The sequence below is a fragment of the Micromonospora fiedleri genome, assembly GCF_016774385.1.
In the GTDB taxonomy this organism is placed as follows: Bacteria; Actinomycetota; Actinomycetes; order Mycobacteriales; family Micromonosporaceae; genus Micromonospora; species Micromonospora gifhornensis.
The window spans coordinates 533,227-547,838 of the sequence record NZ_JAETXL010000003.1; the positions used below are offsets into that span (position 1 = coordinate 533,227).

Consider the following 14,612-nt stretch of genomic DNA (forward strand, 5'->3'; position numbering starts at 1 on the left):
GGCGGTACCCTGGCCAGGGAGAACAAAACGGGTCGAAGGCACTCGACGCCGCCGAATCGATCACATCCGCCGAACGGCGCGGGAGATCAGTGCGGCGACAGACTCAACTGATCGAAATAGGTCTTCATGGCCGGGTAGTAGTCGTCGAACGACGGCATCGTCGTGTCGTTGTGGACGGCGAGCAGCCGATCCAGGTAGTACTCCCAGCCGGGCCCGATCTCGCCGATGCCCTCGACCGTGTCCAGGTGCTGGACGAAGCGCAGTTCCGTCCGCTCTCCGTGCGGGGTGAGCTGCACCTCCCACCGCCAGGCGCCGGATTCGTCCTGGCTGGAGAGGGCGAGCCGGCGGGGTGGCTCGCACGCGTCGATCCGTAGCTCGGACCACGGCTGCCCGTCCTCGAAGGCCATCTGCAGCCGGATGCTGCGCCCGGGCGCGGCGTGGCCGTCCCAGCGGCCGTACCACCGGGCCGTGCGATCAGGTTCGGTCAGGCTGACCCAGACGTCCTCGATGGGGGCACGAAATTCGCGGGTGATGACCAGGTCGGTCCCATGGTCGGTGCCGAAGAGGCGTCCGGTTGGTGGGAGTGTCACGCTGTCCGCTCCTCACGGGAGTTGGGCGAGCGGCCGGTGCGGCGCTCGCGGCGGGTACGGTGAACCTCGGTTTCCAGCGCGTCGAACCGGCGCTCCCAGCGCTCGGGCTGAGCGAACTGCGACAGCCATCGATTCAGCTCGGCGAAGCGTGTCGCGTCCAACTCGTAGCGACGCTCGCGGCCGACCAGGGTGTCGTGCACCAGGCCGCTTTCGCGCAGGACGCGCAGGTGGCGACTGACCGCCGGTCGGCTGATCTCGAAGTGCTCGGCGATCCGGCCGGCGGTGAGCCGGCGTTCCCGCAGCAGTTCGAGGATCCGCCGGCGCACCGGATCGGCGATGGCGCCGGCTACCTTGTCCACCGCAGAAGCGTAACTGATGGGTTACGGGTTTTCCAGCGAACCGCGGCCGGTCAGATGGTGATGACCACCTTCGCCCGGGCGTGTTCGCCTTCGAGGTAGCCGATGGCCCGGGGCACCTCGTGCAGCGGGTAGGTCCGGTCGATGACCGGGGTGAGCCGGCCGGCCTCGGCGTACGCGCGGAGGGTGTCGAGGTGGGCACGGCTCGGTGTCGCGGTGAGGATGGCGATGCGCTGCCCGACGACGGGGGCCAGCAGCCGCCCCCGGGCCAGCAACCAGACCGGCCCGAACAGGCTGCCCCGCCGGCGGACGCCGCCACCGGAGAGCACAAGCGTCCCGGTCGGGGTCACCGCGCGCCGCAGCGCGGTCAGGGAACGGTTGCCGACCAGGTCGAACACCAGGTCGTGGCGGTGGCCGTCGCGGGTGAAGTCGTCGCGGGCGTAGTCGACGACCCGGTCGGCGCCGAGGGAGCGGACCAGGTCGACGTTGCGGGTGCTGCACACCGCCGTCACTGTCGCGCCGAGGGCCTTCGCCAGCTGCACGGCGAGGGTGCCGACGCCGCCGGAGGCGCCGTTGACGAGGACCCGCTGACCCGGCTCGACCTGCCCGACGTCGGACAGTCCCATGAGGGCGGTCACCCCGGCCAGCGGCAGGGCGGCAGCCTGTTGCGGGGTCAGGTTCGTCGGCGCGGGCGCGACCAGGGCCTGCGGTACGCAGACGTACTCGGCGAACGCGCCGTTGGCGTCGCCGAGGTCGCCGAAGACGGCGTCGCCGGGGCGTACCTGGTGGACGTCGGGGCCGACAGCGCTGACCCGGCCGGCGAAGTCGCGGCCACGGATGCGGGCCCGAGGCTTCGCGGGACCGAAGGCCAGTCGGGACATCCACGGGTCGCCGCGCACGATGTGCCAGTCGTACGCGTTGAGCGCGGCGGCCTCGACGCGCACGAGCACCTCACCGGCGGCGGGCACCGGCACGTCGACGTCGGCAAGTCGCAGTGTCTCGGGCGGGCCGTACCGGTCCTGGACGATCGCTCTCATCGCTTCCTCCCCTGCCGCTGGTGTACGGCGTACACCGCTGCGATCAACGGTAGGTGTACGCCGTACACCTGTCAAGGCGGTTATGGTTCTCCCGGCACCCGGAAGACGAGGTTCACGATGGCTGAGCAGGCAGGAACGCCCCGGCGGACGCCGCTGAGCAGGGAGCGGATCCTGCGCACCGCGATCGCGCTCGCCGACACCGCCGGGATCGAGTCGCTCAGCATGCGCAACCTCGCCCAGGAACTGGGTGTGGTGCCCATGGCGCTCTACAAGCACGTGGCCAACAAGGACGAACTGCTCGACGCGATGATCGACATGGTGGTCGGCGAGATCGACGCGCCGATCCCCGACACCGAGTGGAAGCAGGCCATCCGGGGACGGATCCTGTCGGCCCGCTCGGCGTTGCAACGCCATCCCTGGGCGGCGCTCGCGATCGAGTCCCGCAACATGGCGACCCCGGCGATCCTCGGCTACCTCGACTCGGTGGTCGCCACCCTGCGATCCGGCGGGCTCTCCGCCGACCTCGCCCACCACGTCATGCACGCGATGGGTAGCCGGGTCCTCGGCTTCAGCCAGGAACTGTTCGACACCACCCGCGACGCCGGCCGGTCCGGCCCGAACACCGCACCGCAGCCGGCCGCCCTGCCACCGGAGATCGCGGCCCGGTTCCCGCACCTCGCGGAGATCGCCACGGCGTCGCACGACGAGACGTCGGTGGTGGGATCCGGCTGCGACGACCAGTTCGAGTTCGAGTTCGCGCTGGACCTGCTGCTCGACGGCATCGAACGGTTGCAGCAGCGGGGATGGACGTCAGCGCATCGCTGAGAACGGTCAGTGCCGGCTGGTGGGGTCAGTCCGGCTGGTGGGGTCAGTCCGGCTCGGGTAGCCGGCCCTCGGCCCGCAGTCGGGCGAAGTGGACCTCGGGTGGCGGCTCGGGATCCGGATCGGACGGACGTGGCCCCTCCGGTCCGTCGGCGGCGAAGCGCAGCAGCGTCTCCACCCGGATGACCCGGAGCCGACGACCACGCACACTCACCTCGTCGACGCGGCTGACTTCCAGGTCGTCGGCGGCGCGCCGGTACTCGGCGGCCTCCGCCTTGCTCGGGTTGGCGATGCGCGGGGTCAGCCATCGGAAGTCGAAGAGGATCAGCTCGCGGGCCTGCTGCGGGGTCGCCACCGCCCGGCTCGACGGCTGCCAGACGCCGTCCACCTGCTCGGCCACGGCGTAGCGGGTGGGCAGCAGTACGCCGTTGGGATGTGAGCGTACGGCGGCGACACTGTCGGCGTACGCGGCCGGCGACACGTCCGCCTTCGGGTAGCGGGCGGGCAGCAGCTCGACCTTCAAGACCGCGGCGCCGACGCCGGTGGGTGCCGACGGGTCGGCGATCAGGTCGGCCCCGCCGAGGAAGCTGTCGCAGGTGTCGGCCTGGCGTGGATCCAGGTCGGTGGGGCGTGGCGGCTCCGGCCCGGCCGGGCCGAACCGGGCGAACGTGTCGGCCCGGATCACCCGGTGCCGGCGACCGCCGACGGTCACCTCGTCGACCTTCTGCCAGTCCAGCACCTCGCCCACGGCCGTCAACTCGGCGACCAGGTCGGCGTCGGTGGCGGTGGCGAGTCGTTCGCGCAGCCGGTGGGCCAGGGCGTCGCGGGCGGCCTGCGGAGTGTCCTCGACGAGACCGTGGATCCGCCACCGCCCGCCACCGAGATCGATCGCGTGACCGAACAGTGGAGCGCCGATGCGCAGGATCGGGTACACCTCCGCGCGTTGCACGGCGTCGTGGTCGGTCACCACGGCGACCGGATCGTCCCCGCGCCGGAACCGGATCACCACCCCCGGAAACTGCTCACCGTCATCCACACATGGCATTCTGTGACCGCCCGGATCGACACGCCAGACCGCCACGCGCGACACGGCAACCGATATCCCCGACAGGTTGGCCGAACAGGCTCTACTGGTTCTGATCGATCAGCTTCGCAGGGCGTCGACCAGGGTTTCGACGAGCGCGGCGGCATAGCGGCCGTCCGGGTCGAGGTCCGGGTCGTAGATCGTCACCTCAAGGCCGACGCAGGCTGGGTTGGCGAGCAGCGGACGGAGCAGCTCCACCAGATGCGGATAGTCCAGGCCGCCGGGGTCGGGCGCATCGGCGGCCGGCATCACCGCAGGGTCGAGCACATCGGCGTCGAGGTGTACGAAGTAGCCGTCGCAGCCGGCGTATCCCCGTGCCACACGGTCCCCGACCAGGCCAGGTCCCTCGGCGATGATCTCGGACGCGGTATGCACCGCGATGCCCAGACCACGCACCTCGTGGAGATGATCGTCGTAGTCGCGGACGCCCAGAACAACCAGATCGTCCTCACGGCAGTACGGCGCAAGCCCGTCGATGTCGGCAATGTCCGTCTGGCCCCGGCCGGTGACGATGGCGGTACCCTCGCCTGCGGACGCCCCCACATGCGTGCTGTTGCCGGCATGACGGAAGTCGATCGAACCGTCAAGGTAGACGATGCCGTAGCGGCCACGCCGGCGTAGCGCGAGCGCAGCGCCGAAAAGGATCGAGCAGTCACCGCCCAACAGCATCAGAAAGCCCGCGTTGTCGAGGACCACGTTCACCCGCTCCGCGAGTCGGCGCGTGTACGTGGCGAGGGCGTCGGCGTTGAGCACGCCGTCCCCCGGCCGCCAGCCACGGATGTCGTAGCGCGGCGGGACGACCACGCCACCGTCGTGCGCCCCGAGCCGGTCGAGCAGGCGCTGATCGCGAAGCGCACCGGCCAGCTTGTAACACCCGGGGACGAGACCAGGGGCCGGGGCACGCAACCCGAGATTGGACGGGGCGTCAAGAACCGTGATCGATCGCATCGATCCAGCGTAGAGCGATATCCGGGCACCCACGATACGCACACATCTGCCGCGAATCGCTCGCCAGGTCCGCCAGCCAGGCATGTCCCGGATGGGCGGTCGGACAGGCCTTTCGCTGTCAGCGCCCGCCGGGCTCGGGTCATTCTGCCTGGGGGCCACCAGCATCGCGAAGTACACCATCCTGCCGACGCACCCTTGAGCCGATTGCGGTCTGCAAAGGCAGGCGCGGGTGCGGCCCGCGACGGGGACGCGGTCGGACCACCGCCAGCGCGGTCAGCACGAACCCGAGCATTCCGGCCAGTCCCCATGGCTGGTGGTCGGTGCTCGCCGTCACCCGGCTCGTCGCCCCGGCGGTGACGATGTCGCCATGGATCTGGTAGGTGCCGACGGCGAAGGCCGGCAGGGTGACCGGTACGCGAACCTCCCGTTCCTCCCCGGCGGCGATTTCGTCCGGTTCGGGTGGGGTGACGAAGCCGGTCGGGTCCGGGCCTCGACCGACGCTGAACGACCAGGCCACGTTCACCGGTGCGGGCTGCTCGTTGCGCAGTCGCAGCACGAGCGTCCGGCGGGCGGGCGCGCCGAAATGGGCGGTCCACCCGTCGGCGCGCTCCAGATGCGCCGCGAGGACGGTCGGGGGCCGGGTGGCCGCCTGCCGGACGGTGTCATCGACCGGTGCGGGTGCCCCGGTGACGACCAGCGGCGCGGAGGCCGACCGCGAGCTGTCCAGAGTGGTCACCCGCACCTGGCAGGGACAACCGCCGGGTGGCGCCACGACGGTCAGCGGAGTCCCACCGGCGCCGCCAGCGGGCAGGTGGATCTGCGCCGAACTGTCCACCGCGCAGCGTGCCGGCGCGCCCGCGCCACACAGCTCGATGCGGACCGTACCGCCGGGCCAGCCGGTGAGCCGGACCAGCACCTGCTCCCCCGGCCTCGCCTCGGCCCGGTCCACGCCGACATGAGGGCCGGGATCCGGGGCACCGGTCAGGGCGAGCGCGGCGACCAGGGCGAGAGCGGAGATCGAGAGCCTCACGTCTTGACCGTCGGCGGTCGACGCCGCGCCGAGCGCAGCCGGATGACCAGCAGCCAGCCGAGACCGGTGAGCAGGACGGCGGCCCAGACCCACGGTACGGCCCAGGTGCCGGCGGTACGGCGTACCGTGGGCAGGATCTGGTCGGGGGTGGCCGGGTCGACCACCACGGCGGCGGACAGCCGACCGGCGGGTACCACACCGGTTATCTGTTCGGTGATGGTGATCGCCGCGCCGGGCAGCAGTTCGGGCACGTCGACGGGTTCGGTACGGGCCAGCCGGAGACCGAACGGGGCGGTCAGGCGTACCTGGGTGGTGCCGGTCAGCCGCGTGTTGCCGGTGTTGCGCAACCGATAGCTGACCACGACCGGGCCGGTACCGAACGGGTTGAGCGGGTTGTCATAGCCGATCCGCATCGCCTCCACCTGCAGGCCGGGCCGGACCGGGCCGGCCACCCGCAGGTAGATCCGGGCGGCGACCCGCCGGTCCAGGTTGACCTGTCCCCCGTCGCCGGCGGACCGCACCTGGGCGATCGAGGCGACCACGCCGCCGGCGTGGTCGCCGGGTGTGGCGTTGGCCGGCACGGTGATCTGGAACGGCACGATCACCTGTTCCCCGGCGGGCACCCGGTAGGTCCGTTCGGCGAAGGTGATCCAGGCACCCACGTCGGTGGCGGGGCGGCTGGCCGGTTGCAGGGCGAAACCGCCGTCGGTGGTGGTGAACGCGTCGGCGCCGTACACCGCGAAGGTCATCGCGCGCTCGCTCAGGTTGGTGATGGCGACCCGGTCGTCGATGCGTTGGCCGGGCTCGGCGTCGTGGACGAAGTAGCTGCGCCCGGTGGGTCCGGACGGGCCGGAGGGCTGCACCGCCCAGGTGAAGCCGGTGGCGCTCGGGGTCGGGGTAGGGGCCGGCGCGGCGGTGAGAGCGGCCGCCGGGCCTACGGTCAGGACGGTGGCGAGCACGGTGAGGACCGCGGTCGCGGCGACCAGGTGCGGGAAAGGGCACCTCGTCATCGATCTGCGCACAACAAGATGCCCTTTCACGCGTCAGGACAGGGTCAGGGTGAGGGTGGCGGTGTAGCCGCCCGGCACGGCGGCGGGCGGGACCCCGAGGCGCAGGTCGGCACCACACTGGAAGCTGCCGGCGCTGGTCCCGGCCGGGGCGGCGCACAGCGTACGGGCGCTGCCCAGGCCGTCACCCGGGGTGGCCGGGGCGCCGGGGGTGACCACCCCGGCGGCACCCACCAGGGTGTCGGCGAGCACGGACGCGTTCGGCGTCCAGCCGAGGTTGTCGGCGGCGATGGTGCCGCCGAGCGCGTTGGTGAACTCCTCCACCTGGCCGACGACGTTCCAGCCGGCGTTGGTGCCGCGCAGGTCGCTGACCGTCACCGCGTTGAGGGAGCCGTCGGCGAAGGCACCCGGGTGCACGGCGGGCAGCGCGACACTGGCGCCCGACGAGGTGAGCGTCAGCGGGCCGGATTGGAGCACCTGTGCGGTGATCTCCTGCTCGGCGCCGTTCGGGCCACCCGCACCGCCGAAGGTGATCGGGGTGAAGGTGTCCTGGCTGCGGTCGCTTGAGGCGTGCGCCGCGAAGGTCATCACGTAGCACTGGATCGCGGTGCAGTCGACGTTGTTGCCGTTGCCGTCGGTGTAGGTGGGCACCAGGTCCAGGGTGGTGGTGAAGCTGCCGTCGGCGGGCAGCCGCACCTGGGCGGCGGACGACGAGGCGTTCTTGTGCACCCACTTGACCGGCTTGTAGGGCCGCGAGTTCGTCCAGTAATTCTCGCCCTTGGGCCCGAAGGCCAGGTAGAACCCGACACCACCGTTGGCCTCCGGGTCGAACCCGGTGCCGGTGACGGTGACGGTGGCTCCCTCGGGGTCGAGGGCGGCGGACGGGTTCACCGTGACCGACGGGGCGGCGGGAGCACCGCCGCCGGTGGCGGTGGTGAGGGTGAACGACGCCGGATCGAGCACCGTGCCGGCGGTGAAGAAGCCGGAGAACGCGCTGGCTCCGGTCTCGGTGAGCGTGGTGGTGATGTTGCTCCAGGAGGCCGTGCCGCCGGAGATCGTCGGGCTGGCCGTGGCGAGGGTGGCGATGGCCGCCTGCTCGATGCGTACCGGCTCGAAGCCGCCGCCGCTGGCCTGCAGGTCGACGTCGGCGAGCAGGGAACCACCGGCTCCGTCGAGGACCACCGTCGGGTTGGCCAGGGTGATGGTGAAGAAGTGCGCGGGGTACGAGAACACCACCGTGCCGCCGTAGTTCACCGTGGTCGCTCCGGTGGCGCTGTCGTACGTGCCGCCGGTGGCCGGGAACTTGAAGGTGCCGTCGGCGTTGCGGGTCGCGCCGTCGGTGACCGCGATCGGCGGGTTGCCGTTGCCGGTCGACACGTACGCGCGGAATGAACTCTTGAAGCCCCAGTCGAGGCTTCCCCCGGTGACGTCGGCGGGCGCCGCCGTCGCGGGTGCGGCCACGGCCAGTGTGGTGGCAGCGCCGAGCACGGCGGCCGTAACCCACCGGTACGTCCGTCGGCGCACGCCGCCGGGTCTGGGTACGGGCATGTGTCTTCCTCTCAGAAGGGGGAGGGCGTCATTAGGTTAGGCTCACCTAACTCGTTCGAGAATCCTCCGAACACCCTCTTGCGCGACAGGCAAGATCGACTTAGGTTAGCCTAACCATACCTACGGAGGTTAGTCATGCCTGCCCGCCTAGCCGCTGCCCTGGTCAGCGCGATGCTGCTGGCCCTCGGCGCCCTCGCGGCTCCCGCGTACGCCAACACGATCGGCAAGGGCCCGAACGGTCAGCGGCTCTCCGTCAGCAAGACCAGTGGCATTCCGCTCGGCGGCACCACCGTCACCGTCACCGGTTCCGGCTACGACATCGCCAAGGGGATCTACGTCGCGTACTGCGTGGACAACGGCGCGGGCGTGGCACCCTCGCCCTGCGGCGGCGGCGTCGACACCACCGGTTCCACCGGCGCATCGCACTGGATCTCCTCCAACCCACCCTCGTACGCCGAAGGACTGACCCTCCCGTACGGAGCGGGCGGGTCGTTCACCGTGCAGGTGAAGATCACCTCGAAGATCGGCGACGTGGACTGCACCACCCGCCGCTGCGTGGTGGCCAGCCGCAACGACCACACCCGCGCCTCGGACCGGTCCCAGGACGTCAAGGTGCCGGTGAGCTTCGCCACTGCCGCCAGCCCGAGCGCACCCGCTGCCGCCCCGGCGTCGACCGTCCCGGCCACGGTGCCGCCCGCCGCACCCGCCAACACGTCCGCTCCGCGCACACCGGCCGCCGGGGCGGCACCCTCGGCCGTGGCCGGCTCGGCCGCAGCCCCGAAGGCCACCGCCGCCGGGGGCGAAGGCCCGACAGGCACCGCGCCGATCGCCGACACCGACCAGCCCGTACTCACCACGCAGGTCAGCGACAGCACCGGCACAGGGCGTTGGTTCACCGCCGTCCTGGCGGGACTTGCCGCGCTACTGGTCGTGGTCGTGGTACTGCGGATGCGGGGCCGCCGCCGGGAACAGCGATGAGACGACGACCGCTTGCGTGGCCGGCCCTGCTGACGTTGCCCGCACTGCTCGGCCTCACCGCCTGCGCGCCCGCCGCCTCGACGGCGGCCCCGGCGACCGGCTGCGGACCCACCACCGCCGTAGTCAGCGACGTTGACGTCGAGCCGGTCGGCGCCGATCCCGGCAGCACCCTGCCGACCACGGTCACCTCGGCCGACGGCACCAGCGTGACGGTCACCGACGCCAGCCGCATCCTGCCGGTGAACCTCTACGGTTCGATCGCCGAGATCGTGTTCAGCCTCGGGCTCGGTGACCGGGTGATCGGCCGGGACACCTCCACCACCTTCCCCGCCGCCAGCGACCTGCCCGTGGTCACCCCGGCCGGACACGACCTGTCCACCGAGGCCATCCTGCGCCTCAACCCCACCGTCGTACTCGCCGACGACAGCATCGGCCCACCCGAGGTGCTCGCCCAGCTGCGCCGGGCCGGCATCCCGGTGGTCCTCGTCGACGACGAGCAGAGCCTCCCCGCCATCAGCCGGAACATCCGGACCATCGCCGCCGCGCTCGGCGTACCGGAGGCCGGGGAACGGCTGGTGACCCGGGTGGAGAGCGACATCGCCGCCGCCCGCCGGGCCGCCCCACCCGACACCACACCACTGCGCATCGCGTTCCTGTACGTCCGCGGCACCGCCGGGGTCTACCTGATCGGCGGCAGGGGCGCCGGATCCGACGAGATGATCCGGGCCATCGGCGCCACCGACGCCGGCACCGAGATCGGTTTGTCCAACTTCCGTCCGCTGACCAGCGAGGGACTGATCAACGCGGCGCCCGACGTCATCCTGGTGATGACCGAAGGGCTGGAGTCGGTCAAGGGTGTCGACGGGTTGCTCACCCTGCCCGGGGTGACCCAGACGCCGGCCGGTCAGCACCGCCGCATCGTGGACATGGACGACGGGCTGCTGCTCACCTTCGGCGCGCGTACCGGTCGGGCCATCCGCGCGTTGGCCGACGCGGTGTACGGATCATGCGCGTGAGGCGGGTGAGCCTGGTCGCGGGCCTCGCGGTGACCCTGCTGCTGCTCTGCCTCGTCGCCGCCGGCACCGGGCAGGTCCGGGTCCCCCCGGCCGAGGTGCTCGGCTCCATCCTGCACCGCATCGGCCTCGACATCGGACCCGTGCCGAGCGTCACCCACGGTGAGAGCGCACTGTGGGTGGTGCGCTTCCCGCGGGTCGTGCTCGCCGTGATCGTCGGGGCCGCGCTCGGCTGCGCCGGCGCGCTGATGCAGGGCATCTTCGGCAATCCCCTGGCCGAGCCCGGCGTCATCGGCGTCTCCTCCGGCGCCGCGGTCGGCGCGGCCACCGTCATCATCACCGGGGTGGCCACGTTCGGCGGCTGGACCGTGGCGGCCGGCGCATTCCTGGGCGGCCTCGCCGCCACCGGTCTGGTCTACTCGATGTCGCGCGTCGGCGGGCGGACCGAGGTGGTCACCCTGGTGCTGACCGGCATCGCGGTCAACGCGGTGGCCGGCGCGCTGATCGGCCTGCTGATGTTCTTCGGTGACGCGGACGCCGTACGGGCCATCGCCTTCTGGCAGCTCGGCAGCCTGGCGCAGGCGAACTGGGCGGCGGTGGCGGTCACCGCCCCATGCGCGGCGGTCGGCATCACGATCGCGGTCGCCGTCGCCCGCCGCCTCGACCTGCTCGCCCTCGGCGACCGCTCGGCCCGGCACCTCGGTGTCCACGTCGAACGGCTGCGGCTGGCAATGGTCGCGGTGACCGCGCTGCTCGGTGCCGCGGCCGTGGCCTTCACCGGGGTGATCTCCTTCGTCGGCCTGGTCGTACCGCACCTGATCCGGATGGTCGCAGGCCCGGGTCACCGGCTGCTGCTGCCGGCCAGCGCCCTGGGCGGGGCCATCGTGGTGGTCGCCGGGGATCTGGCCGCCCGCACCCTGGTCGACTACCAGGAACTGCCACTGGGCGTGTTGACCGCCGTGGTGGGCGGACCGTGCTTCTTCTGGCTGCTGCGCCGGACCCGAGCCCGAGCGGGAGGTTGGGGATGAAATGGACCGATGTCGACCCGGAGCGGGTCGACCTGCGGGCCGAGCGTCTGTGCATCCGGCGTGATGCGCGGCCGGTTTTGTTCGACGTGTCCCTCTCGGTTCGTGCCGGCGAACTGCTGGCGCTTGTCGGTCCCAACGGCGCCGGCAAGAGCACCCTGCTCGCCGCGATCTGCGGCGACCTGACACCCGCCGCCGGCACCATCGGGTTCGCCGGCCGGCCGCTGACTCGCTGGACACCGGTCGAGCTGGCCCGACTGCGCGCCATGCTGCCGCAGCGCGCCACCATGTCGTTCCCGTTCACCGTGGGCGAGGTCGTCGCGATGGGGCGTGCCCCGTGGGCCGGTACCCGGCTCGCCACCGAGGACGACGAGGCGGTGGCCGAGGCGTTGCGGCTGACCGGGATGGAGGCGTTCACCGGTCGGGTGTTCTCCGCGCTGTCCGGCGGTGAACAGGCCCGCGTGGCACTGGCCCGGGTGCTCGCGCAGCGTACCCCGATGCTCCTGCTGGACGAGCCGACCGCCGCGCTGGACCTGCGGCACCAGGAGTTGGTGCTGCGGCTGGCCCGCGATCGGGCCCGGCAGGGTGGCAGTGTGGTGATCGTGCTGCACGACCTGGGCCTGGCGGCGGCGTACGCGGACCGCATCGCGTTGTTGGCCGGTGGCCGGCTGGTCGCCGACGGGCCGCCGGACGCCGTGCTCACCGCCGACCGGCTCAGCGAGGTCTACCAGCACCAGGTCGAGGTGCTGCCCCACCCGCACACCGGTGTCCCGCTGGTCCTACCGGTACGCCCCTGACCAGCCGGGCTGGTCAGGGGCGTCAGGTCAGGTGTCCGCCGAGGCGGGTTCAGCTGGCGTCCGGTCGCGGGGTACGGCCCAGCGCGGCGCACGCCTCGCGGTACATCCGGGCGGCCTCGGCGCGGATCTGCCGGCGTTCGACGAGCCGCTCCGAGAACGGGACACGTACCGGCACCTCGGTGCCGTCCACGACGGCCAGGAACTCCATCGCCTCGGCGTCCAACCCGGACATGGTGGCGGCGGTGGCCGTCGGCTGGCCGCCCAACCCCTGGCAGATCACCAGACAGTCGTCGGCGTGGTCGGTGTTCATGTGTCGCATCACCGCCGCGATCACCTCCGGTGGGAACGGGTTCGCGGCGCTCATGCAGCACTCGCCTGGGTCACGACCTGCCCCAGCTCGTCGAGCATGGCGGTGTTCAGCCGGTAGGCGTACGACACCTCGTCGAGGAAACGCTGCCGCTCGACTGCGTCCCAGGCGGCCGCGTCGAGCAGTTCCCGGTAGTGCTGCTTGAAGGTACGCGCGTCCAGGCCCGGGAAGAGGAAGAACCGGATGCCGTCGGTGTCGAAGCCGAAGGTGTTGCGCAACGCACGTGCCATCACCTGACCGCCGGAGAGATCACCCAGGTAACGGGTGTAGTGGTGGGCGACGAACCCGGCCGGCCAGGAGAAGGCGACCTCCCGCAGGCGGGCCTGGTACTGCGCGGTGGCGGTGCTCGGGCTGATCCTTTCCGGCCAGTCAGGACCGTGCAGGAAGGACAGATCCTCCACGATGCGCGGCAGTCGACGTAGTTCTTCGATGACGAACGGGCCGGCTACCGGGTCGTCGCACATCGCGTCGGCGGCTTCCTCCAACGTCTGGTAGACCACGTGCAGTTGTTGGAGCAGCGCGGCGTACCCAGCCCGATCCAACTGTCCCGACAACAAGGCATCGAAGTACGTCACATTCTGTGCGGCCCGATGGTCCGCCCTGGTCAGCTCTCGCACCTCTGCGGCGAATCCCATGAGCAACCTCCTGTTAGGTTAGCCTAACCTATCATGATCTAGCGCCCCTGTGGAGATGGCCGAAAGTGCCAGCTCAAGCATCCCGCCAGGGGATACCCGCTCCGCCCGAGTCGACGATCGGCGTGGCGGCGCGCGCGCAAACGTTGACACCGCCCAGGCGGAATGATGTGCTCGGACCGGCGCGCCAATGACAATCGTTTCCATTAAACGAGGAGAAGCATGTCACTCACCGTGTCACCCGACCTCCTGCGAGCCGCCGAGTCCGGGCCCGTCACCGACGAGGAGTTCATCGCCTGCGTCCGCGAATCGCTGCCGTACGCCTGGCAGACCGTCAGCCGGGTGGCCGCGGAGCTGGCCACCTCGGACATCGAGTTCTCCGACAACGTGATCGCGCCACCCAGTGACGCAGAACGGGGCCAACTGCTGCGCGCCATGGCCAGCGACGCGATCCGGGCCGGCCTGGAGCGGCACTTCGGAGTGAAGCTGGCCTTCCAGAACTGCCACCGGGTCGCGGCGTTCCGCACCGCGGCCGTCGACTCCGACGCGTACCGTCGCTTCGTCTCCGCTCGCGGCCAACTGCTCAACCAGTCTCCGGAGCTGCGCAACTGCTGAGGCGCGGGTCCGGACCCCGGCGGGCGGGCGTACGCCCCACGGGCGCAAGCCCCCGTCCCGCCCGCCGGGGCACCCCGGTCGGTGACCGCCCTACCCCTGCGGCGCCACGATCTGGATGAGGTTGCCGCAGGTGTCGTCGAAGACGGCGGTCATCACGGTCCCCGCGTCCAGCGGCGGCTGGGTGAAGGTCACTCCCTGCGCGGTCAGCCGCTCGTACTCGGCCGACACGTCCGCGACGGTGAACATGGTGACCGGAATCCCGTCGGCGACGAGGGCCTTCTTGTAGGCGAGGGCGGCCGGGTGCTGGTCCGGTTCGAGGACCAGTTCCACGCCCTCCGGGTCCTCCGGGGAGACCACGGTCAACCAGCTGTATTCACCAAGCGGCACCTCGGTCTTCTTGATGAAGCCGAGCACCCCGGTGTAGAAGGCCAGGGCCTTGGCCTGGTCGTCGACGAGAACACTCACGTGTCCGATTCGCATGGTCCCACCCGCCATCTCTGATAGATCTGCTGAAGGGGAGACGTGTCCAGGTCGATGAAGGTGTACCGGCCCTGACGCCGCAACACCACCAGCCCCGACTCGGCCAGCACCGCGAGGTGCTGGGAGATGGCCTGGCGCGTCGAGGTGAACCCCTTGCCCGTCAAGCGGACGCACAACTCGAACAGCGTCTGGCCGTTGCGATCCTGCAACTCGTCGAGGATGGCACGCCGGGTGGGATCCGCCAGCGCCTTGTACACGTCGCCCACCGCCGAACAATAGGCAA

Annotated in this window: 18 protein-coding genes; 6 read left to right on the forward strand and 12 right to left on the reverse strand. The window is 71.2% G+C overall.

What is annotated here, in order from left to right:
• Window positions 1–86: 86 nt before the first annotated feature.
• The 3 genes from JMF97_RS10200 to JMF97_RS10210 are packed head-to-tail and all read right to left on the reverse strand — an operon-like array spanning window position 87 to window position 1,983.
• Window positions 87–590: an SRPBCC family protein gene (locus JMF97_RS10200; RefSeq protein ID WP_203221320.1), complete on the reverse strand. Its 504-nt coding sequence runs from the start codon at window positions 588–590 to the stop codon at window positions 87–89.
• Complete coding sequence (locus JMF97_RS10205; RefSeq protein WP_203221321.1) at window positions 587–949, reverse strand: metalloregulator ArsR/SmtB family transcription factor; 363 nt, start codon at window positions 947–949, stop codon at window positions 587–589. The genes JMF97_RS10200 and JMF97_RS10205 overlap by 4 nt, the downstream gene beginning before the upstream one ends.
• 50 nt (window positions 950–999) lie before the next feature.
• On the reverse strand, window positions 1,000–1,983 hold the full coding sequence (locus JMF97_RS10210; RefSeq protein WP_203221322.1) for an NAD(P)-dependent alcohol dehydrogenase: 984 nt from the start codon (window positions 1,981–1,983) through the stop codon (window positions 1,000–1,002).
• 117 nt (window positions 1,984–2,100) lie between these two features.
• Between JMF97_RS10210 and JMF97_RS10215 the strand changes: the two genes are divergently transcribed.
• On the forward strand, window positions 2,101–2,808 hold the full coding sequence (locus JMF97_RS10215) for a TetR/AcrR family transcriptional regulator (protein ID WP_203221323.1): 708 nt from the start codon (window positions 2,101–2,103) through the stop codon (window positions 2,806–2,808).
• A gap of 43 nt (window positions 2,809–2,851) precedes the next feature.
• On the opposite strand, the gene JMF97_RS10220 is transcribed toward JMF97_RS10215, so the two are convergent.
• The 5 genes from JMF97_RS10220 to JMF97_RS10240 form a co-directional block, all read right to left on the reverse strand.
• A complete protein-coding gene (locus JMF97_RS10220; RefSeq protein WP_238359055.1) occupies window positions 2,852–3,850 on the reverse strand; it encodes a DUF5954 family protein in 999 nt (332 codons plus the stop codon).
• Between the two features lie 99 nt (window positions 3,851–3,949).
• A complete protein-coding gene (locus tag JMF97_RS10225) occupies window positions 3,950–4,837 on the reverse strand; it encodes an arginase family protein (protein ID WP_203221324.1) in 888 nt (295 codons plus the stop codon).
• 139 nt (window positions 4,838–4,976) lie between these two features.
• Entirely contained in the window at window positions 4,977–5,867 is an 891-nt protein-coding gene (locus tag JMF97_RS10230; protein ID WP_203221325.1) for a hypothetical protein, read from the reverse strand.
• On the reverse strand, window positions 5,864–6,877 hold the full coding sequence (locus JMF97_RS10235) for a WxL protein peptidoglycan domain-containing protein (protein ID WP_203221326.1): 1,014 nt from the start codon (window positions 6,875–6,877) through the stop codon (window positions 5,864–5,866). Before JMF97_RS10235 ends, JMF97_RS10230 begins: the two co-directional genes overlap by 4 nt.
• A 33-nt stretch (window positions 6,878–6,910) precedes the next feature.
• Window positions 6,911–8,422: an HtaA domain-containing protein gene (locus JMF97_RS10240; protein WP_203221327.1), complete on the reverse strand. Its 1,512-nt coding sequence runs from the start codon at window positions 8,420–8,422 to the stop codon at window positions 6,911–6,913.
• A 135-nt stretch (window positions 8,423–8,557) separates the two neighbouring features.
• Here JMF97_RS10240 and JMF97_RS10245 point away from each other — a divergent pair, with 135 nt between their 5' ends.
• The 4 genes from JMF97_RS10245 to JMF97_RS10260 are packed head-to-tail and all read left to right on the forward strand — an operon-like array spanning window position 8,558 to window position 12,235.
• On the forward strand, window positions 8,558–9,400 hold the full coding sequence (locus JMF97_RS10245) for a neocarzinostatin apoprotein domain-containing protein (RefSeq protein WP_203221328.1): 843 nt from the start codon (window positions 8,558–8,560) through the stop codon (window positions 9,398–9,400).
• A complete protein-coding gene (locus JMF97_RS10250) occupies window positions 9,397–10,416 on the forward strand; it encodes a heme/hemin ABC transporter substrate-binding protein (RefSeq protein WP_203221329.1) in 1,020 nt (339 codons plus the stop codon). The genes JMF97_RS10245 and JMF97_RS10250 overlap by 4 nt, the downstream gene beginning before the upstream one ends.
• Window positions 10,407–11,441: a FecCD family ABC transporter permease gene (locus JMF97_RS10255; RefSeq protein WP_238359056.1), complete on the forward strand. Its 1,035-nt coding sequence runs from the start codon at window positions 10,407–10,409 to the stop codon at window positions 11,439–11,441. The genes JMF97_RS10250 and JMF97_RS10255 overlap by 10 nt, the downstream gene beginning before the upstream one ends.
• Window positions 11,438–12,235 (forward strand): heme ABC transporter ATP-binding protein, encoded by a 798-nt coding sequence (locus JMF97_RS10260; protein ID WP_203221331.1) that lies wholly within the window; start codon window positions 11,438–11,440, stop codon window positions 12,233–12,235. Before JMF97_RS10255 ends, JMF97_RS10260 begins: the two co-directional genes overlap by 4 nt.
• A 49-nt stretch (window positions 12,236–12,284) precedes the next feature.
• On the opposite strand, the gene JMF97_RS10265 is transcribed toward JMF97_RS10260, so the two are convergent.
• Window positions 12,285–12,599, reverse strand: coding sequence for a DUF2470 domain-containing protein (locus JMF97_RS10265; protein WP_203221332.1), 315 nt, complete (start codon window positions 12,597–12,599; stop codon window positions 12,285–12,287).
• Window positions 12,596–13,237 carry a biliverdin-producing heme oxygenase gene (locus JMF97_RS10270; protein ID WP_203221333.1) on the reverse strand — a complete coding sequence of 214 codons (642 nt, stop codon included), beginning with the start codon at window positions 13,235–13,237 and terminating at the stop codon, window positions 12,596–12,598. The genes JMF97_RS10265 and JMF97_RS10270 overlap by 4 nt, the downstream gene beginning before the upstream one ends.
• A 219-nt stretch (window positions 13,238–13,456) precedes the next feature.
• On the opposite strand from JMF97_RS10270, the gene JMF97_RS10275 reads away from it, so the two are divergent.
• Window positions 13,457–13,849, forward strand: coding sequence for an SCO5389 family protein (locus JMF97_RS10275; RefSeq protein WP_203221334.1), 393 nt, complete (start codon window positions 13,457–13,459; stop codon window positions 13,847–13,849).
• Between the two features lie 90 nt (window positions 13,850–13,939).
• Here the strand turns inward: JMF97_RS10275 and JMF97_RS10280 are convergent, their stop codons facing one another.
• Complete coding sequence (locus JMF97_RS10280; protein WP_203221335.1) at window positions 13,940–14,329, reverse strand: VOC family protein; 390 nt, start codon at window positions 14,327–14,329, stop codon at window positions 13,940–13,942.
• Complete coding sequence (locus JMF97_RS10285; protein WP_203221336.1) at window positions 14,311–14,595, reverse strand: ArsR/SmtB family transcription factor; 285 nt, start codon at window positions 14,593–14,595, stop codon at window positions 14,311–14,313. The genes JMF97_RS10280 and JMF97_RS10285 overlap by 19 nt, the downstream gene beginning before the upstream one ends.
• Window positions 14,596–14,612 lie beyond the last annotated feature (17 nt).